Source organism: Geminocystis sp. NIES-3708, assembly GCF_001548095.1.
In the GTDB taxonomy this organism is placed as follows: Bacteria; Cyanobacteriota; Cyanobacteriia; order Cyanobacteriales; family Cyanobacteriaceae; genus Geminocystis.
In genome coordinates this window covers 2,236,393-2,259,853 of sequence record NZ_AP014815.1, presented here as the reverse complement: position 1 = coordinate 2,259,853, position 23,461 = coordinate 2,236,393, and the positions used below count along the sequence as shown (strand labels likewise).

Annotated in this window: 20 protein-coding genes; 13 read left to right on the top strand and 7 right to left on the bottom strand. The window is 32.9% G+C overall.

What is annotated here, in order from left to right; genetic code table 11:
- Positions 1–11: 11 nt before the first annotated feature.
- Positions 12–257: a hypothetical protein gene (locus GM3708_RS09975; RefSeq protein WP_066346250.1), complete on the bottom strand. Its 246-nt coding sequence runs from the start codon at positions 255–257 to the stop codon at positions 12–14.
- 242 nt (positions 258–499) lie between these two features.
- On the opposite strand from GM3708_RS09975, the gene GM3708_RS19645 reads away from it, so the two are divergent.
- Positions 500–631 carry a hypothetical protein gene (locus GM3708_RS19645; RefSeq protein ID WP_255358386.1) on the top strand — a complete coding sequence of 44 codons (132 nt, stop codon included), beginning with the start codon at positions 500–502 and terminating at the stop codon, positions 629–631.
- 16 nt (positions 632–647) lie between these two features.
- Complete coding sequence (locus GM3708_RS09965; protein WP_197671654.1) at positions 648–845, top strand: hypothetical protein; 198 nt, start codon at positions 648–650, stop codon at positions 843–845.
- A 45-nt stretch (positions 846–890) separates the two neighbouring features.
- Here GM3708_RS09965 and GM3708_RS09960 read toward each other — a convergent pair whose 3' ends face one another.
- Positions 891–1,355 carry a hypothetical protein gene (locus tag GM3708_RS09960; protein ID WP_066346245.1) on the bottom strand — a complete coding sequence of 155 codons (465 nt, stop codon included), beginning with the start codon at positions 1,353–1,355 and terminating at the stop codon, positions 891–893.
- Positions 1,356–1,841: 486 nt separating this feature from the next.
- Here GM3708_RS09960 and GM3708_RS09955 point away from each other — a divergent pair, with 486 nt between their 5' ends.
- The 3 genes from GM3708_RS09955 to GM3708_RS18715 are packed head-to-tail and all read left to right on the top strand — an operon-like array spanning position 1,842 to position 3,045.
- A complete protein-coding gene (locus GM3708_RS09955) occupies positions 1,842–2,510 on the top strand; it encodes a hypothetical protein (protein WP_066346243.1) in 669 nt (222 codons plus the stop codon).
- A 26-nt stretch (positions 2,511–2,536) separates the two neighbouring features.
- A complete protein-coding gene (locus GM3708_RS09950; RefSeq protein ID WP_066346241.1) occupies positions 2,537–2,893 on the top strand; it encodes a hypothetical protein in 357 nt (118 codons plus the stop codon).
- 5 nt (positions 2,894–2,898) lie between these two features.
- Positions 2,899–3,045 carry a hypothetical protein gene (locus GM3708_RS18715; RefSeq protein ID WP_158505864.1) on the top strand — a complete coding sequence of 49 codons (147 nt, stop codon included), beginning with the start codon at positions 2,899–2,901 and terminating at the stop codon, positions 3,043–3,045.
- Between the two features lie 63 nt (positions 3,046–3,108).
- Here the strand turns inward: GM3708_RS18715 and GM3708_RS19795 are convergent, their stop codons facing one another.
- The 5 genes from GM3708_RS19795 to GM3708_RS09925 form a co-directional block, all read right to left on the bottom strand.
- Positions 3,109–3,423 (bottom strand): hypothetical protein, encoded by a 315-nt coding sequence (locus GM3708_RS19795; protein WP_066346239.1) that lies wholly within the window; start codon positions 3,421–3,423, stop codon positions 3,109–3,111.
- A 75-nt stretch (positions 3,424–3,498) separates the two neighbouring features.
- The gene (locus tag GM3708_RS19790) at positions 3,499–3,687 is read right to left on the bottom strand and encodes a hypothetical protein (RefSeq protein ID WP_066346236.1); all 189 of its coding nucleotides are present in this window, start codon (positions 3,685–3,687) and stop codon (positions 3,499–3,501) included.
- 987 nt (positions 3,688–4,674) lie between these two features.
- Positions 4,675–5,769, bottom strand: a complete 1,095-nt coding sequence (gene ruvB / locus GM3708_RS09935; RefSeq protein WP_066346234.1) for a Holliday junction branch migration DNA helicase RuvB — start codon at positions 5,767–5,769, stop codon at positions 4,675–4,677.
- A gap of 39 nt (positions 5,770–5,808) precedes the next feature.
- On the bottom strand, positions 5,809–6,615 hold the full coding sequence (locus GM3708_RS09930) for a sulfatase-like hydrolase/transferase (RefSeq protein WP_066346232.1): 807 nt from the start codon (positions 6,613–6,615) through the stop codon (positions 5,809–5,811).
- A gap of 117 nt (positions 6,616–6,732) precedes the next feature.
- Positions 6,733–8,205: a sulfotransferase family protein gene (locus GM3708_RS09925; RefSeq protein WP_066346229.1), complete on the bottom strand. Its 1,473-nt coding sequence runs from the start codon at positions 8,203–8,205 to the stop codon at positions 6,733–6,735.
- Between the two features lie 334 nt (positions 8,206–8,539).
- On the opposite strand from GM3708_RS09925, the gene GM3708_RS09920 reads away from it, so the two are divergent.
- From GM3708_RS09920 to glsA, 8 genes are all read left to right on the top strand, one after another.
- Positions 8,540–10,162: a calcium-binding protein gene (locus tag GM3708_RS09920; RefSeq protein WP_066346226.1), complete on the top strand. Its 1,623-nt coding sequence runs from the start codon at positions 8,540–8,542 to the stop codon at positions 10,160–10,162.
- 718 nt (positions 10,163–10,880) lie between these two features.
- On the top strand, positions 10,881–13,736 hold the full coding sequence (locus GM3708_RS09915; RefSeq protein WP_066346223.1) for a calcium-binding protein: 2,856 nt from the start codon (positions 10,881–10,883) through the stop codon (positions 13,734–13,736).
- Between the two features lie 545 nt (positions 13,737–14,281).
- Complete coding sequence (locus GM3708_RS09910) at positions 14,282–15,013, top strand: hypothetical protein (protein ID WP_066346213.1); 732 nt, start codon at positions 14,282–14,284, stop codon at positions 15,011–15,013.
- Positions 15,014–15,015: 2 nt separating this feature from the next.
- Positions 15,016–16,629, top strand: coding sequence for a hypothetical protein (locus GM3708_RS09905; protein ID WP_066346208.1), 1,614 nt, complete (start codon positions 15,016–15,018; stop codon positions 16,627–16,629).
- Between the two features lie 51 nt (positions 16,630–16,680).
- A complete protein-coding gene (locus GM3708_RS09900) occupies positions 16,681–18,327 on the top strand; it encodes a glycosyltransferase (protein ID WP_158505863.1) in 1,647 nt (548 codons plus the stop codon).
- A 176-nt stretch (positions 18,328–18,503) separates the two neighbouring features.
- A complete protein-coding gene (locus tag GM3708_RS09895; RefSeq protein ID WP_066346203.1) occupies positions 18,504–20,072 on the top strand; it encodes a glycosyltransferase in 1,569 nt (522 codons plus the stop codon).
- A gap of 183 nt (positions 20,073–20,255) precedes the next feature.
- Positions 20,256–22,154, top strand: coding sequence for a molecular chaperone DnaK (gene dnaK, locus GM3708_RS09890; RefSeq protein WP_066346202.1), 1,899 nt, complete (start codon positions 20,256–20,258; stop codon positions 22,152–22,154).
- Between the two features lie 207 nt (positions 22,155–22,361).
- Positions 22,362–23,354 (top strand): glutaminase A, encoded by a 993-nt coding sequence (gene glsA / locus GM3708_RS09885; protein ID WP_066346201.1) that lies wholly within the window; start codon positions 22,362–22,364, stop codon positions 23,352–23,354.
- Positions 23,355–23,461: the final 107 nt, after the last annotated feature.

Genomic DNA, 23,461 nt, shown 5'->3' with positions numbered 1-23,461 from the left:
TAAATCTTACTTTATGTATTTTTGACTCTTCCTAAAGCAATTTTAATATCAGACAAATTATAAATTGTCTTAACTTTATCTTGGATAAGATTTATCAATGTTATTGCATCAATAAATTCATGATGTTCTCGTTCAAAATAAATATTTTGATTATCATCAATAAAGCAATCTGAAATCAAGCCACGATCTTTGGTTATCACTTTCCAATATAAGTTTATTTTAAATTTACCTTGAGAGTCAGTTATTTGAGCCAACATAAATTTTTATTGCTGAAAATAATAAAGTATATAAGTAAATTTTAGCATATTTATTAAGTACAAATAAATTGTTTATACTTCAATTTAATTAGCAGTGCTGGGTTGAGGTAAAGGCTCACCAGTAGCTTGATAAGCTATGATTAACGATTCCAATGCTTCCTCACCATTAGCCACCGCCGAACCATAAGTATCGCCATGAGTACGCCATTTTTGTCCAATAAAATCAGGAAATCCCCCAAGGAATGCCTCATTTAACTCTAAGTCAAGTATTTTCTGCCCTTGCTTATTACAGTGAATTTACAGAAGAAATTAACCACTATATTGAATTAAACCGCATTCCAGACCACTTGATAGATCCCCTCGTTAAAGATTAAACTATGAATCGTCTGTTTGCAGAAAAAAACTCTTGTCACTCACAATCGAGCCGACTTTGGAAAGTTAGTACAAGAATACTTTAATTTAAACCAAACTCATTATGGTGTTATTATTGCAGTCCGTCATCCTCCCCAAGAAATTGCCCGTAGATTATTGAAAATTGTCAATCATCTTACAGCCGATGAAATGCGTAATCAAGTTCGTTATATTTAACTGTAACTAACCAAAAAAAGGAGGCAAAAGCCCCCCAGAATTAGTTTACAAGATAATCAAACGACAACCCGAAAAGGGCGGACATTCATCAATCTCACGGTAGAGAATATCAATCCATTCCTCTTTTGTTCGAGGAAAATCTTTGGCTTTCACCAAGAAAACCCAATATTGCTCGATATTCAAAGCCTCTCGCAGTAAGCTACCTTCTTTACTTTTCATCGAAAAAACGAGATTTCGGGCATTTTTTTCCTTGTCTAATAAAGAAACGCCGACACGAATTGATTTACCCTCTTTATCTTCCAAGAGAATAACCGCATCAATGCCGAGAATTTCCCATAGAGTTGCACTATCGGTTAAATCAGCTCTCATTTTAACAGCTCGATCGAACCGTTTAGGATAATGCTCTTTTGCCACAGTGAGTAAATATTCTTCGTTTAAATCTTTTGCATTGTGATTTAAAACTTGAAGCTGAGAAGCGATGGCACGGAATCTTAAACGTAAACCTAACATGGAATTAACCTCCTTTTGTTTTAGACACTAGAATCCCCTGATTGGAGAATCTAGCTTGACAAAAGTAGTAAGATTAAAACACTGTTAGGTTTAACATTTGATTTATTAATTACAAAAAAATTGCTGTCTCCATAATATAACAAACAGAAAATTATTTTGACAACCCCTTAACTTTAGAACTATGAACTCAGAACTAAAATGCTTCTTTGACAAGGGTTAAATCAATTATCCGTAGATTAAACTAGGAAGCGTTTAAATTGTTTAGTTGAAGTAGGGAAAAGGGAACAGGTAAAGGTTTAAGTCATTTTTTAGAGTTAGTAAATAATGTAAATTAAATGCGTTTTGGCTTATTAGAATAGAACCTTAACAATCTTTTAAAATACATACTTATTGCAGAATAGTTAATTCGTCATTAGCATAAAAGATAACCAAAACTCTCAATCTTTGCATTAAAGTAGTAGAGTCGCAAAAAAATGGGGTAACAAGATGAGCCAAAAAAGCTATTTAGAACAATATCCGCCTATCACCCTACGAAATTATTACCGTGAGAAAATTTTGCATAATCAAGCCCACTGGTTTTTAGCTACTGAAACCGCCGTTACTTTTCCCCCTTTACATCAAAAAGGCTGGTGTTGTTACTATGCTATCCCCGATTTTGTCTCTAGCTATTTTCGTTTATTAGCTCAAGGCTCAGAAATTGTCGAGCAAATTTTAGAAATTAGTCAGCGAGACTACCTGGTTTCTCCTCAAGATAACCGCCCTGTATTGTTATCATTGATGGAATCTGACATTCATCGAGTTATTGCACCCATCGCTATTACCGCATGGTTAACAGTGGATGAGTTTCGCTGGGAAAAGTATATTCCCCAGATACCCCGTGATTTAAACTATGGTTTAGTGACTCAATATCCCGAAGCTATTTGTGCTTATGGGGCATTTATGGGTAATTTTAACCGCCCTCAATTCCTTAATCTCCTATCCACAACGACGATCGAAAAATGTGCTTTACTGGCTAGGAAAGAGGCTAATCGTCAAATACAAGAATTGAAAAGCAGAAGATTCGTAAAACATCATAGAGTTCGATCGCGCAGCGCCACCTTTGGCGATCGAACTTTTAAGACAGAAATTTTGAGTTTCGCTCGACATTTTCCGTAAAAATACTAACTTCTAAGAAATCACTAATGATTAATCATCTCAAAGATTTAGCACGTTGGTTGTATCCTAAACCTACTGTTAATTATTTATCAGATCATAGAATCGTTTTAATCACATTTCCCCAATGTCAAGAAATAGAACATGATAGGGAGCATCCGACGATCGACTTAACTTGTATTATGCTCAAATCAGAAGATTCAGAAGTTTCATACTACGTTAGAGAGCCTTTATTTACTATAGTAGATGAATATCAAGACTATATAATGATTGGTTGTTGGTATATTAACCCGAAAAGAAAAAAATCTTGGAATGAATATTTAGCCTTAGTTGAATTTACAGTTAGTAGAATTCATCCTGATTTAGAAGATGCAAAAAAACCTTAGATGCGATGAAACCATGTGCAACGGAAAAGGAAGAAAAAATATATTTAGATTGGCAACAATTTCATAAATTATTCACAACTAGGCAATGGATAGGATTACAGGATTTAGGATTGATTGAAATTATCAATGGAAAAATTATCTATTTATATTAATTCATTCATTCATTGATAAAAAACCGATAATAATGAGTGAATAGGATTAATTTAATTGACTGATCAAAAAAAACTGAAAAATATGAAAGAATAGAGAAATAACGAGAACAATCCTTCTAATAATCCAGATGAATTTACTATTTTTAACCATGGTGTTATTAACCAAAATAAGATTAATGGTTCAATCATCCTCATTATTTTCTTCAAACTTTTTTTCCAAGTATTTATTTCTTCTTTTTCTTCTTGTTCTTTCTTTTGTGCATTCAGAAATAGTAATTTTTTAAAGGGTTCTATTTGCCAACTTACCGTGGTATAAACACTATTTATTATTCCCCACCATTTCTCAATACTTTCTATTTTTATTAATGGACACCACATATTCCAGTTTTAACTCTTCTAATACTTCTAAAAAAGTACTACTTTCACCATATAAACTATGTGTTAATACTAATTCTATTTTTTAAAATCCCATTCTTTTAATTCTCTCACCATTTCTCCTGCCCTAACTGTCTTTGTTTTATAATTATCTCTTATTTTTAATCTCGACTTTAGTTTATATATTTTCGTCATTAATTGAAAGGTTATATTCTGATAAATACCATAGACATTAACCCAGACAATTCCCTGAGCTATTTTCCCCACATTTCCTCAATATTGTCTGGCAGTATAGTCTGTTTTATTACCTTTTTTTCTATCCCCTGTTTCATCCACTACAATAGTTATTGTTTCTTCCTATAATATGGTCACTAATTTATTTAATCTTCTTTGTTCTAGTTTGGATAATTACTAAGGTGATGACGTGAGAAAATGATGTAAAGATTGTGATGATACTCCCAGTACTTTTTCTAATTCTGGTAATAATTTTCGTTTCGGATGGCATTAGGAAATAAATCCTGATAGTAAATATAATATTAATCTACTAATGGTATAGTGGATTCTGGAGTTCGAGGTAAATGTTTACAAACTTGTTCTGCTACATCCATTATTGTTTATGCCCCCCCAAGTTCAATTTTTCTTTTTCTCCTATTATTTCATCTCGGAACATAACACAAGAGGGATATTCTATATTTTAAAATATTTAATCTCAATTATAATAATACCTAATTGCCAATCGAGAATTAAAATATCTACTTATTTTCTATGATCTTTACTGCAAAGAATAGGATAACGCTCATAAGCTAAATAAACCCTATTTTTAAAAACTTTTTTTACTATTTCTCATACAAAAGACTTTCTTTTTTTACTCTTATTATTAAATAATTCTGTGACAATAAATTTATCATTATTTTTATCATTATCAATCACTAATTACCTATCCTCATAGGTAAACTTAGATGCCTCTGAACTTATTATTTTATGACCATATTTATTTAAAATATATTAAGTTAATTCAATTTAATTCGAGGCTATTAGCATAGCTATAAAGTTAAAGTTCAATGCCTAAATTTTTAGCTACAGGTTTACGTTAATAATCTACGATAAATTTTCCCTTCACACTACCACTTCATTTTTTATTATACAGTTTCATTTTCTAAAAAATATGTTTGTCATCTTAAGATTATACTTAAATTCCTAGCTTTGGGATTTATTTCACAGTAGTAACTTTTGACGGATGCACTATATTACTAATTACCCATTACCTTTTAGTTGCAAATGCTCATAAGCCTTATCGGTGACAACCCTTCCTCTTGTGGTACGATTAATAAACCCGATTTGTAATAAATAAGGTTCGTAAACCTCCTCAATGGTTTTAGCATCTTCCCCTGTAGCCGCAGCGATCGCATCTAAACCCACAGGGCCACCTTTAAATTGTTCCATCATAGTAGATAATACCAGTCTATCAGTCCAATCTAACCCTAAGCGATCGACATTATGTAAATCTAACGCTTCCGCCGCTAATGGTTTATTGATATTCGATTTATGTTTTACTTGCACATAATCTCTTACTCTGCGTAATAAACGGTTACTGATTCTTGGTGTACCTCTTGAGCGTCTAGCAATTTCTTCTGCACCACCATAATCAATATCTAACTTTAAAATGGTAGCAGATCGCAGTATGATTTCCGTAAGTTCATCAAGATCATAAAATTGTAACCTTTGAATTAAGCCAAAACGATCACGCAACGGAGAAGTTAATGAACCAATTTTTGTTGTAGCACCTATAAGAGTAAAAGGAGAAAGGGGAATACTCCGAATTTTCGCCGATTGTCCTTTACCAATAGTAACATCTAAACGACAGTCTTCCATGGCCGGATATAATAGTTCTTCTGTCACTCGATTTAAACGGTGAATCTCATCAATAAATAAAATGTCACCCTGTTTAAGGCTTACCAATAAGCCTGTAATATCCCTCGGACGTTCAAGAGCTGGTGCAGCGGTTATTTTACAACTCACTCCCATTTCCTGTGCCAAAATTAAAGACATGGTAGTTTTACCCAATCCAGGAGGACCGTATAATAGAATATGATCTAAAGGATCTTTTCTTTGTTTAGCAGCTTCAATGGCAATAGAAATAACATCCTTAAGATCTTTTTGTCCGATATAATCCTCAAAACGATGAGGACGAATTTTATCCTCATTTTCCCCTAAATCTTCAATTATTTCTGTGGAAGATAAAAGGTTATCATCTTCTGACAAGACAGATTTAGGAATAGAAGTTTTATTTTTTCTTTGTCGAGGAAGAGATTCAGATTTATGATCAGAAGACGATCTTTTAATTGCCATAATTATAAATGTATTCTAGGGTGGGCAATGTCCAGGGATTTAACGACTATTGAGCTTAAAAATAAAAGGTACTTCTAATACCTTTTCATGATGAAAACCATGCTCCCATAAACCATCTTCTCCCCAACAATCACCATGATCAGCACAAATAACAATATTACTATGTTTAAACGCATCTAATAAAGGCTTTAAAGATAAATCTACATACTCTAAACAAGCAGTTTGTCTTTTGCGACACTCATCAGCATCATTATTTTTGGCGAAAGGAATACAAGGGTTATAATCTCGACTCCAATTTGCCCCTTGATAATAATAAGGAGTGTGAGTTTCTCCAATATTTAAAAAGGCAAAAACTTTATTTTCTGAAGAAAGCAAATGTTTTGTCAGCCAATTCAATTGTTTTTCTAAAGAATAGGTATCTCCCGGATAAAAAAAACGATTAAAATCTTTAATTAAGGATTGGGCAGTTTCTGTTTTAGGATTAAACCAACCAACCGCACCTGAACCGATGGTAAGATAACCTTGATGCTTAAAACCATCAATAATATTTTTTCCTTCTAAAATAAAATAATCAGTCTCTTTACTAAAAGCCGCACTGCCTCCCATCCGAAAAATTTTGCCGAACTTAGCATTAGTAAAAGGGGCAAAGTCTTGAGCAATACTAGGGGTAAATCCGACAAACATTGCTTGATGTGAGCCATAGGTAAAATAACTTGGAGCCATAGTTTTATAAACATTACCGATAGCTTTTAAATGGGGAATATTTGCCTCCATAAAAGTATCATAACGACAAGAGTCAAGGGTAATAAAGAGAACAGAATCAGGATGTTGTAAAGAGATATTCATAATAATTTAAAATTAATTAATAGACACAAGTACAAAACAAAAATCTATTTAAGGTGAAAAATTATTAATTTCAATAACCATTACCTATTACGTGACTTCTGCAAAAAGTCGAATGATTTATTCAATTTTTTCCCCTTTAAGGCGAAACCATTTATTTCTTAATTTCCAAAACTTACTACTTTCCATAAAAATAATTTTTTCTTGAGAATTTCGTAACTCCTCTTGTTTTCTTTGAAGATTCTCTTTAATCTCTATTACTTTTTCTTGAGTTTGTTTTAACTCTTCCTGAGAACGCTCGAAATAAAAATGTAATTCTTTGAAGGCCAACTCTTGTTGTTGCAATTCATATTTTTTGTCTTGCAATTCTCTTTGAGATTCTTGTAATTGAAACTTGTTATTTTCTAATTCTTGATGAGTTTGCTGTAGCTGAGATTGAGTACTATATAATTCTTGTTTTGTATTTTCTAATTCTTGATGAGTTTGCTGTAGCTGAGATTGAGTACTATATAATTCTTGTTTTGTATTTTCTAGTTCTTGATGAGTTTGCTGTAGCTGAGATTGAGTATTATATAATTCTTGTTTTGTATTTTCTAATTCTTGATGAGTTTGCTGTAGCTGAGATTGGCTATCCTTTAACTCTCGCTGAGATTCTCCTAAATGAAACTCAAAAGACTCTTTTTCGCCGATAGTTTCCCCTAATTTTTGATATACAGAATCAATATGCTCATCACTAATCTTTTTCTCTTGCTTCAGAGTTTTTTCTAAAATTCTGACATTTAACCAATCTTGCAATACCCAAGCATTATCTGATAAGTTTTCCAAAACTTCTTCCAAAGGCTCTTCAAAATTCGTCATTTTATTCAATTCTTGATATTGTTCCCATATATCAGGAAAATAAACTTTTAAAAGATGAGGACGTTGAGATTTTTTCGTATCAGTTTTGAGAGAAGAAGGATCATAAATATTAGAATCCACTGAAGGCAAAGATAAATTAAATTTTTCATTAATCATCTCTATCAAATAATTTGGATTAATTGTCACCTTTGCCAAATTAAATAATAAGGATTTGTCAGAATATTTTTGATAAAAATTTACAATTTGTCGATTATAACTACTCCAGGCTTGTAATGCTAACTCAGGATTATGACGAAAAATATCATCCCCCCTTCGATACAGTGAATCAAGAACTTCCCATGGTGATCGATAAACAAAGATAAAATAGGCATTAGGTAACAAATTTGACCAAAAATCTAAAAAAAGAGTCGTTCTTGGCTCTTTCCATCCCCAAGGTTGCTCAGGGTCTTGATTTCGTTCAATTAATTTTTTAGCCTCATCTATATAATGACAAGGTGGCTGACAATTTTCTAGGGTGGTCCAACCGATTTTATCAATACCCAGAGAAAAAAGTACATTTTCATGAAATTCAACAAAATCACTATTTTCAAAGTACCCTTTAGGATTACCATCATTAGCTGGAACTAACCTTTTACCAATATTAACCCCCGCACTTTGAAGCAAAGAAGATAATAAAGAAGTACCAGAACGGTGCATTCCCGTCAAAATCAGAGTTGCTGATTGATAAGTATTCATATACCTAGAAAAAAATAGAAAATTTGTTATTGATTTATTATATTCGGAGGTGAATAAAAAACTATTGACAAATAGAAACTACTTTGTTAGCATTATCATATCATACCAACTTGTAGTACTTAATAAAGAAAACAACTAAATAATTTCAATGTGAAACAAAAACTAATCGCTGAAATATTTAATAAATTCTTTCAATATCTTTTCATGCAAAAGATAAATTACAGGACTACTATTGGAATAAGTTAAACTCACGTTTTTTTTGTGAGATCTTAATCTTTTAATCTATAAAAATTAACTATACACATTAAATAATTCTTTAGTGTAGGAGTGGGTAATGGCAAGAGAAATTACATTGACAACAGGACCAGATTTGTGGCCTCAGGAAGATAGTTTAGTAAATGAAGCGGTATCCTTAAGTGCGTTAGAAGGTAATGACACTATTACAGGAACTTCATTTGATGACTTGATCTTGGGTAACCCAGGACGGGATCTTCTTAACGGTGGTGCAGGAAATGACACTGTTTATGGTGGTAAAGACAATGATACCATTAACGCCTCAGGTGGAGATAATCTTCTTTTAGGGAATCTCGGTGATGATTTAATTCTTGCTCTAGTAGGAAATAATATCATTTACGGTGGTCAAAATAACGACTCCATTTCTGGTGGTACTGGTAACAACCAAATTTTCGGAAACTTAGGAAATGACGGTCTTGTGTCTGGTAACGGCAGTGACTATATCCATGGCGGTCAAGGTGACGATACTATTTTAGCTAACAGATCTGAATTCGGTACTGGTGGTAATGATACTCTCCTAGGTGGTAAAGGTAACGACTCTATCGTTGGCGGTAGTGGAAATAGTACACTCTACGGTAACGAAGGAAATGACACCATTACACCCGGAACAGCTGATACTTACGTAGATGCTGGTGAAGGAAATGATCTTATTTTCGTTAGATCTACTGGTGTTGATACTCTCATCGGTGGTTTAGGAGATGATATTTTTGAAGTAGGGGCAGAAGGTATTGGTCCGAATACCATTATTTACGGAGAACTCCAAACTGGAGGTCAAGTACTTTCAGAAATTAATCTTTCTTCTGAAGGCTTAATCAGCGAAGGAATTTTAGCTGATGGTGATTTTAGAAATATTCTGAGATTTAGAGCTACTACTACTGTTCCTGATAGTGTTCGTAAATTTGATATTGAAGAGATCGATCTTCAGAATGGTGTGACAGTAACTGCTCCTATTTCCTTCGTAGAAGGAGTCACACGGTTTTCGGGAACTGGTACTGTTGTCCTAGATGGCACACCGGAAGAAGTTCAAGCATTTGTTGATGGTTTACCAGCAGGATCTTCCCCTGACATCGTTTTTGAATTACCTGATGGAACTGTAATTACTCCTGTTTTTCCTGTTTCGATAAACTCAACTCAATTTCCAGGAGTACCGGCGGGTGATTCTGTGTATGTAATTGATGTTACTGGATCTCAGCTTCCTGCTGGTACTGTTCCTAGTAATGTTGTTAGTGTTATCGGTGGCTTGGGAGTCCAATTTGGTGAGATTGCGGCTGGAAGTGATCCTTTAGTAAATCCACAAAGACAGGCTTTGATCAATTTCGGAAACTTGATTAATGATGCTCAATATATTGCTCAAATATCTCAAGCACAATATAATCAAGGTTTAGCGAATGAATTTTATCGTATCATTACGAATAACGGTGTTACGCCAGTAGAGACTCGCTTTCTTTCTGTTAAAGATGGTACAAATACCACCCTTTATTATGATGCTGCCGGTCAATTTGGACCGATAGTAGGAGCCGGTAATACTGTCGCCGATCAAGTAGTAACAACTTTAACTGGTCAAAATGCCTTTATCCCATCTAATATAGGAACTAATTTAGATTTACCAGGACAGACTGGTGGTACTTTAATCCCAGCAAGTACACAAATTGTGGTTATTTAACTACTTTTTCTCCTATCGTACCTTTAAAATCATCAAGCAAGGGTAAAAAACTAAACTCTTGAATCTAGTTTTATTAATTATATAAATATAGACTCTCTTCAAATCATGGGGGGAGTTTTTTTATTTTAATTCTCGAAATGAGGAAAAATTGCCGCTACTTGTGCGTTTTTGAGAAATTTTTATTAATTAATGAAAACATAATCTCCCTGTTTTCTCATCTATTTCTCTGCGGAGTCTTCCCAATCAATTATTTTCTATTTTTTTAGATCGAATTTAGTTGATGTCAAAAACAAAAGCTAATTTAGGACTTGCTGAAAAAGTTGAAAGTCTTTTAAAATTAGGCCTTGAAAAAGTGTAACATTTTTGCTGCTTTTATTGAAAAACCGAACATTTTAAATCCGATTCTATCAACAAAGTGTTTAAATGTGTTTTAAAACAATACAAAAAAATAAACATTTTTATCAATAATTATTTTTCTTATCTTTACCAAAAAAATCTTTCATCATACTGTGATTAGAAAATAAAGATCCCATTTTTAGAAAATTGATATATTATTAGAGAGTAATATAAAATTTAGTTGACAAAACTGATATTTACAGTAAACATCCTTGACAAGTAAAAACTACTTTGCTAACATTTATAGGTCAGAAAGATAAACTAAATAAAGTTTTGATAACTATTTTAAACAATTCATTAACTCATCGTGCAGGAGTGAATAATGGCAGAAATTAATTTAACGTCCGGACCCGATCTTTGGCCTCAATCTGGAGATTCTACAGCAGAAACAGTAACCATAAATGCGTTAGAAGGTAACGATACTGTTACTGGTACCAGCTTTAGTGATGTTCTTTTGGGTAACCAAGGTAATGATATTCTCAATGGTGGTCAAGGTAATGACACGATCTACGGTGGTCAAGGTGACGACTCTCTAGGTTCAGTGTTAGGAAATAACTTATTATTCGGTAATCTGGGTAATGATTTAATTATCGCAGGTACTGGTAATGATGAAATTTACGGCGGTCAAAATAATGATACCGTTGTGGGTGGTGGCGGTAATGACAGCATTTTCGGTAATTTAGGTGATGACTCCCTTGTGGGTGGTAGTGGTAATGACTACATCCATGGTGGGCAAGATAACGATATAATTGTCGCTAGTGCTGGCATTGATACTTTAATTGGTGGTGTGGGAGAGGATACCTTAAGGGTAACAAGTAATATAGATCTTTCTATATCCAACGTAATTAGCATCGAAACCTTTGATGTTGCTGAAGCTGTAACCCTAACCGCCTCTTTTGATAATTTAGAAGATGTCTCTATTTTATCAGGATCTGGGACTATTAAAATATTAGGTACGACAATTCAGGTACAACAGTTTCTTGCTACCCTAGGAAATGGTGTTTCTCAGAATTTAACCATTCAAGATCAAGATGGTAACAATGTAAACACAGTAAACTCTACATTAACGGTTGGTCAAGATATAGTAAGTACATCAGGTGTAATTAATGCCCCTGTCGTCTTTGTTCCTGCTATTGGTAACACTCCCACTTTAGAAAGTGTTGATGTATTAGAAGGTACTGGAACTGATGACTTGTTATTAGCTACTATGGACGGAACTATCTTTGGTGCTGATGGTACTTTAGAGATTACTCCTCGCATCACTGGTATTGAAACCATTAACATCCGTGCTATCAAAGATGTTGAATTTGACGCTATAAATACCACAGGTACTAACACTTTTATATCTGGAAGCAGCACAGCAACATTAGATATCCGAAGAATCCAAAATTCACCAGAAGCCTTCATCGCAAGAAATGCTTCTGGTTCTTTCATTGCTACAGTAGCAGATCTAATTCTTTCAGGTGGTAATGACTCAGTTAAAATAGTTTTAGAAAATGTTAACGGGATTGGAGAAGAAATAAGTATTGGTTCTATCACTGGTAACCAAGGCTATGAAACCTTTAATATTGAATCTACTGGGACTGTTATCAATAGACTTAATCGTATCGTCGGGGATAACGGTGGAGATCTCAAAACCATTAACATCACTGGAGATCAGGATTTAGAATTAATTGCTCAGAATGGTGTTTTTGAAGACAGTGTTGAGAAAATTGATGCTTCTGGGTTGGTCGGAAATTTGAGTTTTGTATCTTTCACTAACAATATCCTTACCTTTATCGGTGGAGAAGGAGACGTAATATTCGACTACAGTGACGATGGGAATGAAGATTTAACCTTTACTGGTGGAAAAGGTAACGTCGCCCTTGATTTCAGCGGTATGGACAATGATAAACTCGTTTTCACTGGTGGAGAAGGAGATGTGTCTATCAATATGGGTGAAAACTTAACTGATAATGATAAAATCGATGGTGGTGTCGGTGATAATTCTATCACTGCGACATTTACTGGTAATGTTGGACCTTTAGAAATCAAAAATGTTCAAACGTTACTCTTAACTACTCAATTCAATGCTCCTGCGAACGTATCTTTTGATAAGAGTGATAACTCCATCGACTTAATCCGTATTACCAATGATGGAGTTCAAAATGATCTTACTATTGATGCGATTAAAAGCTTACCAACAATTGAACTCCAAGGTAATAATCTTAGAACAGCAGATAACTCTAAAATCTTTTCTAATTTAACTATTCTTTCTACTGCTGTTAGTGGTACTGATGATACCTTGGCAATTGATATAAACAATCAAGGAACTCAAATTGATAGTAATGTCGCTTATGATTTTAACGGCGTGAGAGCTGATGGTGTGGAAAACTTTGAGCTTACCATTGCTGATGGTAATCTTAACTCTGCTACCAATATTGGTGGTGACATCAGAAGTACAACTCTTAAGTCCGTTAAGGTTACAAGTGCAAATAATGTTTTTTTAGGAAACCTCACAACTTCTGGAGCAAATAGTATTACCAGTGTTGATTCTACTGGGGTTACAAACCGTTTTGATGCTAAAAGTGATCGATTAGCAGAAAATGCGGTGATCAATCTTGGTAATGGTGGCGGTAAGTTTGATGCCACTGGCTCAACAACCAATGGAATCAAATTCAATGGTGGTACTGGAGTAGATACAATTATAGGATCTTCAGGTAATGATGTAATCACTGGTAATGCTGGTGCTGACATCATTGATCTTATGGCTGGTGGCAAAGATCGTGTAATTCTCAACCAAATTGCCACAAGAGATTCTATTACTGGCTTTAACTTAAATAATGATGAAATTGCTTTAAGTAATGCTACTTATGGAACTTTATCCCAAGGTCAAAAATATGACATCATCAGTGCTGCTAATTTTAATCCTGCTAATAATAATGTCGGTTCAACTATTATTCAAGGTACAACGGCAGAAATTCAGGGCTTAGGAAATACCCTTACCTCCAGAGTTCGTTTTGTTTCCGTTACTGGTACTGATGCTAATAACAATGGTACAAATGATACCCAATTGTTCTACTCTGCTAATGGTTCTTTTAGTAACCTAGGTAATGCTAACAGTATTGCTTTATTAGATAATTTAGGTGGCTTTACGCCTACAATACTGGGTAGCAACGAAATTATTCCTATTGCTTAATTTTCGTTAAATTTGATAGTTTAACAATTAATTAATTTTTATCCTCTCTATAGAGAGGATTTTTTGTGTTTATTTGTATGGTGGATTGCTCCTAAAACAAGGGTTTTTACTTTTTTATTTTTTAGAATTTTGCGGCTAGGAGTTTTTTTTGCGATTGTGATTATTATGAAAATCAATTAATTTTATAAGGATGACGTGAATAGTAAATTAGTGGAATCTTTAGTACAAGTAATATAAGCTTTAACATAAGAGAATTAATTATTATTTCAATAAACAATTAGTTTTTAAGAGTATTTAAAAAACAATAAGTATATGTGCTGAGCAAGCAAGGATTCGTAGTAAATATAATATTAATCAAAAATTCTACATAATATTTATTCTATCTCAATGTTATAAAAAACCTCAAGTATAATAACTTTTGTACTTACCTCACTTCTTTTGTCTTCATTATTTTTCTTCTATTGAACTAAGCTTAACTACAGACATGGAAGCTCGGCAAAATATGATAAAATTTTCTTATTAATGTTGAGTAACTTCAAAATGTTGTGAATACCTTCAATAAAAAAAATAATATTACTTTTTCTTCCGAAATAAAAGCACTATTTCCAAAGATAAATCCTGAAAAAATTGCTGTTTTACCTACTACTGAATATGAAGGAATTTTCCGTAATGGTGGTGTCGGCACTTATTATAAAAATTTAGCTAAAAAATTAAATTCTGACGGTTGGTATGTGATTTTAATTTCCTGTGATAATGAATCTAATTATCTTGGAGAATCAACTTTAGATGAACTTAAACATATATTTACCACGAATCAGGTTAAAAAAAGTCTGAATTTATCTTCTTTTCATCATCAGATTTTAGATTCTGTTGCCTCAGAATGGGTGGGTTACTTAGGCTATAGTTGTTTATTTTTTCTTCAGGCTATTAATTATCAATTTCCTGATAGTAAAATCTATGTAGAATTTCACGAAATGTTGGGTATTAGTCATCCAAGTCTGCAAGGAAAACAAACAAAAATTTTAGAGAATAATTGTGTTGTGGCGGTAACGATGCACAGTGGTCATGAATGGATTTATGAGGCGAACGAAAAGTATAATATAGAATATCCTGAATGGTTGTGGCAGGTGGCACATTATGAACAATATTCTTGCGAAAATGGTGATTTAGTGTTTTTCCCTTCTCATTATTTAACCACAAGAGTGCGATCGTATGGTTGGAATTTACAAAAAGGCGATCATATGCCTAATTATATACCGATAATAATTAATAATTAATAATGAATAATATTGACTTAAATAAGAAAAATCAAATAAGTTTTAAAAGTAAAATTTTAAAGCAATTTCAAGGAGAAGATTATTCTAAAATTGCTCTTTTAATTAGTAATGAATATGAAGGATTTTCCCGTAATGGCGGTATTGGAACTTATTACACGAGCTTAAGTCAAAAATTAGCTCAAGCCGGGTGGGCAGTAATTTTAATCCTCTGTCAAAGTGATGAAAAATATGCAGGAAAATCTCATATTCGGGCTTTAAAACATATTTTTTCAACCTCCGAAGTTGAAGATGTTTTAAACTTAACAGAAGAACATAAATTTATTTTAAACCAAGCTAAAGAAGATTATTATTTTAAATATCAAAGTGTAGCAAATTGGCTTTTGAGTCAAGGTTTTTCTAATAGTTTTAAAGAAAGTAAAATCTATATAGAATTTCCTGATGTTAATGGTTTTGGTTATGATACTATTCAAGCAAAAAAAGCTAACTTGTTAGGAAAAAATTGTTTGACAAATATAACTATTCATGGTTGTTTTGAATGGGTTTTTGAAGCAAATGATAGCATCAATAAGGAAGATTGGTTTGATAAATCTTGTCATCGTGAGCAAGTTGCTTACGAGAATGTTGATTTAGCTTTTTTCCCTTCTTTTTTCCTCAAAAATAAAGTTGAATCTTATGGTTGGCAAACAAATCATGCCCACAATCGTCCTTATTTTGTCCCGATTCAACCAATTTTAACTTATACAAAATACGAGTTAGAATCTCAACTTATTAATGTTTTAGGAATGACATCAAGAGAAGAAAGATCTTATGTGAAAGATTATGCTGAATATTATTATACTGGACAAGGAGAAATCGTTGATTTAGGTTGTTGGTTAGGCTCATTAACTTTACCTTTAATTTATGGTTTGGAAAAAAATAAGCAGGTTAATTCAACACAGATAAAAATTCATGCTTATGATTTATTTCTTTGGAAACAGTGGATGAATGCCGAAGTTGTTGGCACTGATTTAGAAAATAAATATCAAAATAATGATAGTTTTTTAGATAGTTTTTTTACCCAGATAAATCCTTATGAAAATAAACTAGAAGTTTATGAAGGGGATTTAACGACAATGACTTGGAATCAGGATAAACCTATTGAATTTTTATTAGTTGATGCCATGAAAAATTGGGATTTAACTAATCATGTTATTCAGCAATTTTTCCCTGCATTAATAACTAATATTTCCGTTGTTCATCATCAAGATTTTTGTCATTATAATTGTAGTTGGATTCATTTAATTATGTATCGTTTAAAAGATTATTTTGAACCTATATTATATGTGCCTAAAGGCTCAGTAATTTTTAAATACATTAAACAAATTCCATCAGAATATTTGCAAAAAACTTATTCTTTAGAAGATTTTTCTATAAAAGAAATAACTCAAGCTTTTGATTATTCTTTAAGTATAGTTCCTCCAGCCGCTAAACCAAACATTCTAGCAGCGAAAATCATGTTATTAATTAATTTAGGTGATATGATGGAGGCTCGAAAAGAGTTAAACTGGACTAAAAAAACTGCTCTTTATCAACCTGATACTGATTTATCTATAGTAGAAAAATTATTAATTAGTTAACTTTATTTAAACAAAATTTATTTTAAAATGATGTCACAAGAATCTTTAAATATGAAAAAAAAAGATCTAATTTCTTTAGTTTTTTTTGGACGTTTAGAAGAAAGAAAAGGTTTATGTACTTTTATCTCTGCTGTTAAGTTATTGCCCGTAGAATGGCAGAAAAAAATTCATATTATTTTCATGGGAAAAGTTGTGCCTTTATATTCAGCTGAATTAAAACACCTGAATAGTGAACAATATATTCAACAAGAATTAGATGATCATATTAACTACGAAATTATTAGCAACTTTTATAGTCAACAAGCCATCGAATATATTAGAGAATTAAATCATGCTATAGTATGTTTGACAAGTCCTCAAGAAAATTTCCCTAATACTGCCCTAGAAATGGGACAATTACCCGTAAGTTTGGTGGTATCAGATACGGGAGGATTCAGAGAAACTTTACAATTAGTGCAACGTACAGAAGGTTTATACTGGTTTAAACCAAAAGATGCTGATTCTTTGACGGAAAAAATAGAGGAAGCATTAACTGACTATCCTCAAACGCCGAAAGTTGCTGATAAAAATACTTTAGAAAATATTAATCAACAATTGTTACAAGAAAAAATAGCCTATATTGAAAAAGCCTTTGAAGGATTTAATGCACCACAAAAACCAAAAAATAAAGTAACTTTAGGGATAATTTGTCAAAATCAAGGTAAATATTTAGTAGATTGTCTTAGTAGTATTGAAACTCAGACTTATGATAATTTAGAAGTAATTGTTATTGATGATAACTCTCAAAATTCAGAAAGTAAAGACCTATTTTTTCATGCACAATCTCTATTCCCTAACTTTAAATTTATATCTTTAGAAAAAACCAAAGGTATTGGTGCAATTAATAATCATCTTTTAGAAATTTCTGAAGGTGATTTTTTCTTGTCTTTTAATCCTCAAGTCATCCTTTTTCCCCAAACCATCGAAAAATTTATCGAAACTGCGGTTAATGCTAATGCAGTTATCGTCACCAGTGCCCAAAAAGAAACTGGGGCAGTTGATCGCATAGTTAGTTATAGTGGAGGTACATTGCCTACCATGATGAAAGGTAACGCTTATGGTGGCGAATGTTGCTTATTTTCTCGTCAATTATTAAAAAAATTTCCCTATACCGAAGATAAAGACATTGATAGCCAAAACTGGGAAATTATCACCGCCGCAGTGGTTACAGGAGAAAATATAGTCTATTATCCTTACCCTTTATACGAATACTTTGTCACTGCGGAATATCCTCTTAATCAAGAAATGTCAGCTAAAGCGAAATACTCTTTACGTCAATTTTTAGCAAAAATTCCTCCTGAAAAATGGAATAAAAGACAAATTTATATGTTAATGACAGCAGTGCAACAATTGCAAGATTTACCTTCACAAATGAATAATTTAAGGTGGCAACTACAAAAAACAACAGAACAGTTGCATAAATGTGAAAATCATGTCTATCAATTAGAAAATAACTCTGCTGAGGAAAATACGATGATACAGGTTAGTTATTTTGACGAAGTGCAATATGGAGAAATAAAAAATGAAATGCGACAAATGGAAAATCAATTGAGAGAAGCTAACGAAAGAATTGCAGCGATGGAAAGTAGTAAATTTTGGAGCTTAAGACAAAAATGGTTTAAAGTTAAAAAAACTTTTGGTTTATCCGCCGAAGAATAATAAATAATTTATCAGGATTTGAGATTATGGTCAATAAGCTCATGCGCATTTAACCTAAATTTTTTATTAATTGTTAACAAGGGGTTTAAATCCCTTGCCTTAAATCAAACTCGCTTTTTGATAACTTTTGTCTGTTGCCTACCTTCACCAATAAACTTAGATGCAAACTAGCTTATATGAAAATCATTCATCTTAATACTTTTGATATTGCAGGAGGTGCAGCGAGGGCAGCTTATCGATTACATGAAGGTTTATTGAAAATAGGGAAAGAATCTCAAGTATTAAGTTTATATAAAACTTCCTCTGATCACCACGTTTTAGAATATCCACTAGATAAATCTCTAAATAATTCTGATTTTAACTATTCCAATTACATTCAAAAATATTATATCAATCATAATCGAACTCCTATTTCTAATACTTTATTTTCTTTAGGATATTCTGGATTTAATGTCGCTGAATTAGAATCTATAGTCAGTAGTGATATAATTAATTTACATTGGATAACCAGTGGTTTTTTATCTCCTTTAACCGTTAAAAAAATCTTAGATTTGGGGAAACCTGTGGTATGGACACTTCATGATATGTGGTCATTTACAGGGGGTTGTCACTATACAGCAGGATGTCAAGGTTATGAAAGTAATTGCTTAAATTGCCCTCAAATTTCTGAGGATATTTTTAATCTACCTTCTTATCTTTTAAAAGAGAAAATAGAATATTTTAATCATTCTCATTTAACGATTGTTACCCCCAGTCAATGGTTAGCTAAATGTGCAAAAAAAAGTCAAGTTTTTCAAAATCATAGAATTGAAGTAATACCTTATTCTTTAGATACTAATATTTTTCAACCTATTGATAAATTAGAAGCAAAAAGCAAATTACAATTTAACTTACATGATATTATTCTATTAGTAGGTGCTGTAACAGGTAAAGAAAAAAGGAAAGGATTTCTTGAATTAATTAATAGTTTAAAACTTTGTCAAAATAATCATCTATTTGCTGAATTAACCAAGAATAATATTTTAAAAATTTGTTGCTTTGGTGAGCCTAATGATGAATTTCAAAATTTAGGAATCACAGTTATTTCTTTTGGTAATATTAACTCTGATCAAGAATTAACTTTAATTTATTCTGCCGCAGATATTTTTATTCTTCCTTCTTTAGAAGATAATTTTCCTAATACAATGCTAGAATCAATGAGTTGTGGCACTCCTGTTATTGCTTTTGATATAGGAGGAATCCCAGATTTAATTAAAGATCAAGTTTCAGGAAGTATAGTTCCTTATAATAGTATTGAATTGATGAGTGAAAAAATTATACAGCTAATTAGTGATAGAGCATTATGTGCAAGGATGGGGAAAAAATCAAGAGAAATTATTACTAAGAATTATCACTTATCTGTTCAAGCTAATAACTATTTGCAATTATATCAAGAATTAATTAATAATCCACCTATAAATATTAATCAATATTCTTCATCATCAAATAACGATTTTAATCAAAATAATAGAGGAATATATTTTGATAAAATTTATGGTGACTTAGTATTATTCTCTATGGAAAAAGAATTAAAAATAACTTTAGAAAAACTTCATCAAACAGAAGTAAAACTTAGGGAAACTGAAAATATTGCATCTCAATATCAACAAACTATAACCGCCATGAAAAGTAGCAAATTTTGGAGTCTGCGGGAAAAATGGTTTAATTTCAAAAAAACTTTTGGCTTACCAACTAATGAAGATTAATAAGAAAAAAAGGTACGGAAAACTACACTACCTGAAAGAGGTCATTTTCCTTCAATATAGGAATAGAAAATCAATAATTGATAATTAATAATTAATGCACTTTAAAACTATTCATTCTTGTCAATGTTGATTAGTTAGTTTATTTTAAATTACATATAGTAAATCAAAAGGAAGTAATAATATATGGGAAAAGTCGTAGGTATAGATTTAGGAACTACTAACTCTTGTGTAGCAGTAATGGAAGGCGGTAAACCCGTTGTTATTGCTAATGCTGAGGGTTTTAGAACAACACCTTCTGTGGTGGCTTATGCAAAAAATGGCGATCGCTTAGTAGGACAAATTGCCAAACGTCAAGGGGTAATGAATCCCGAAAATACCTTCTATTCCGTTAAACGTTTTATCGGTAGAAGACATGATGAAGTTACCAACGAAACCACAGAGGTATCTTATAAAGTATTAAATGTAAATGGAAACGTGAAGTTGGATTGTCCCTCGCAGGGTAAACAATTCTCTCCTGAAGAAATTTCCGCACAAGTTTTACGCAAATTAGTAGAAGATGCCAGTAAATATTTAGGAGAAACGGTCACAGAAGCGGTAATTACCGTACCAGCATATTTCAATGACTCTCAACGTCAGGCTACCAAAGACGCCGGAAAAATTGCTGGGATTGAAGTAAAACGAATCATCAATGAGCCTACTGCTGCATCTTTGGCTTATGGTTTAGACAGAAAAAGTAACGAAACTATTCTGGTGTTCGACTTGGGTGGTGGTACATTTGACGTATCAGTATTAGAAGTAGGAGACGGTGTATTTGAAGTTTTAGCAACCTCTGGAGATACTCACTTAGGTGGTGACGACTTCGATAAAAAAATCGTTGACTTTTTAGCAGCAGATTTTAAAGGAAAAGAAGGGATTGATTTACGCAAAGATAAACAGGCTTTACAACGTCTTACCGAAGCCGCAGAAAAAGCCAAAATAGAACTTTCTAGCGTTTCTCAAGCTGAAATTAACTTGCCTTTCATCACGGCTACCCAAGACGGTCCAAAACATTTGGAATTGACTTTAACCCGTGCTAAATTTGAAGAATTATGTGCTGACTTAATTGATCGTTGTGCTATTCCTGTACAAAATGCTCTCAAAGATTCTAAACTTAGTGCCAGTGATATTGATGAAGTTGTATTAGTAGGTGGTTCAACTCGGATTCCTGCGGTCAAAGAAGTAGTTAAAAAAGTTCTCGGAAAAGAGCCTAATCAAACCGTTAACCCCGATGAAGTGGTAGCAGTAGGCGCAGCTATTCAAGGAGGAGTTTTAGCAGGAGAAGTTAAAGATATTCTCTTATTAGATGTAACACCTCTTTCTTTAGGAGTAGAAACCCTTGGCGGTGTAATGACGAAAATTATCCCTAGAAACACTACCATTCCTACCAAAAAATCGGAAACTTTCTCTACTGCTGTTGATGGACAAAGTAACGTCGAAATCCATGTTTTACAAGGTGAGCGTGAATTTTCTAAAGATAATAAGAGTTTAGGCACTTTCCGTTTAGATGGTATTCCTCCTGCCCAACGAGGTGTGCCTCAAATAGAAGTTATTTTTGATATTGACGCTAATGGTATCTTAAACGTAACCGCTAAGGACAAAGGTACTGGTAAAGAGCAGTCTATTTCTATCACTGGTGCTTCTACTTTACCTGATGACGAAGTTGATCGTATGGTAAAAGAAGCTGAAAATAATGCAGCGGCTGATAAAGAAAGAAGAGAAGCCATTGAGCGTAAAAATCAAGCGGATTCTTTAGTTTATCAAGCAGAAAAACAACTCACCGAATTAGGGGATAAAGTTTCTGGTGATGATAAAGCTAAAGCCGAAGGATTAATTAAAGATCTTAAAGATGCTGTAGCTAAAGAAGATGACGAAAAAATCAAAACTGTGATGCCTGAATTACAACAGGTTTTATACACCATCGGTAGTAACATTTATCAACAGTCTGGCGGGGCAACCCCTGGTGCTGATGCAGGTGCAACAGGTGATACCCCTCCTAATACTGGTGGTGATGATGTCATTGATGCTGAATTTTCAGATAACTAAATGATAACTAAATTTTTTGATAGGTTTCAGTTTTGTAAAGGTTTAAGATATTAAATCTCTATTGACTAACTGACTAGCTAAATTGATGATTTGTCATTTGATTAAAGTGAATTACAGTTAACTCAGGTGGACTTCGGTTCACCTTTTTTCGTTTATACTTTTTGCAGAAGTTAGACAAACCCAAAAGAAATTTAGAATTTAAACACCATGACAAATACTGAAAATTCCCCTTTTTATGATTATTTAGTCAAACTTCATCAAAAATATAGCTCTTTGAATAACGGTAAAATCCCTAATTATATTCCGGAGTTAACAGAGGCAAAAGCTGAATGGTTCGGTATTTCTGTTATTACTACTGATGGACAAATATTTGAAGTGGGTAATTGTGATCAGTTATTTACAATCCAATCTATTTCTAAAGCTTTTGTGTTTGGTTTAGCCCTAGAAGATCACGGACGAGAGTACGTCAATAGTAAAGTAAGTGTTGAACCTACAGGAGAGGCATTTAACTCCATTACCTTAGATGAAAAAACTAATCGCCCTTATAATCCAATGGTTAATGCTGGGGCGATCGCTACTGCGGATTTAATCAAAGGTGATACTGCTACGGAAAGGCTTAAACGAATACTAGCAATGTTCAAACGTTATACAGGGAAAGAACATGAAATTGATGTACCTGTATTTTTATCTGAAAAGGCTACAGGTAACAAAAATCGAGCGATGTCTTATTTAATGCTCAACTTTAATATGGTAAGTGACAGAATAGAAGAAACTTTAGATTTATACTTTCAACAATGTTCCATCAGGGTAAATGCTAGAGATATAGCCATGTTGAGTGCAACTTTAGCCAATGGCGGAGTTAATCCTATTACCCAAGAAAGAGCGATCGATGAACACTATGTTCAAGATGTAATTAGTGTTATGCTAACCTGTGGGATGTATGATGCTTCAGGAGAATGGACTTATAGAGTCGGGATACCTGCTAAAAGTGGTGTGGGTGGTGGTATTTCTGCGGTAGTTCCCAAAATTTTAGGAATTGGTACTTTTTCACCTCTTCTTGATGCTAAAGGAAATAGTATCAGGGGAATTAAAGTTTGTGAAGATTTATCCAGAGATTTTGGCTTACACTTATTCAATATGGGTAAACCAAAGCACAATTTACAAGAATGGATTGGAGAAGGAAAAATTGAGAATGACTAATTGTCCAATGCTCCATTACCTAACAAATCACCAATGATTAAATAAATTTGTTAACTATTCCTTATCGGTTACTTAATATTACCTTAATTTAGTTGAGCTAATTTAGG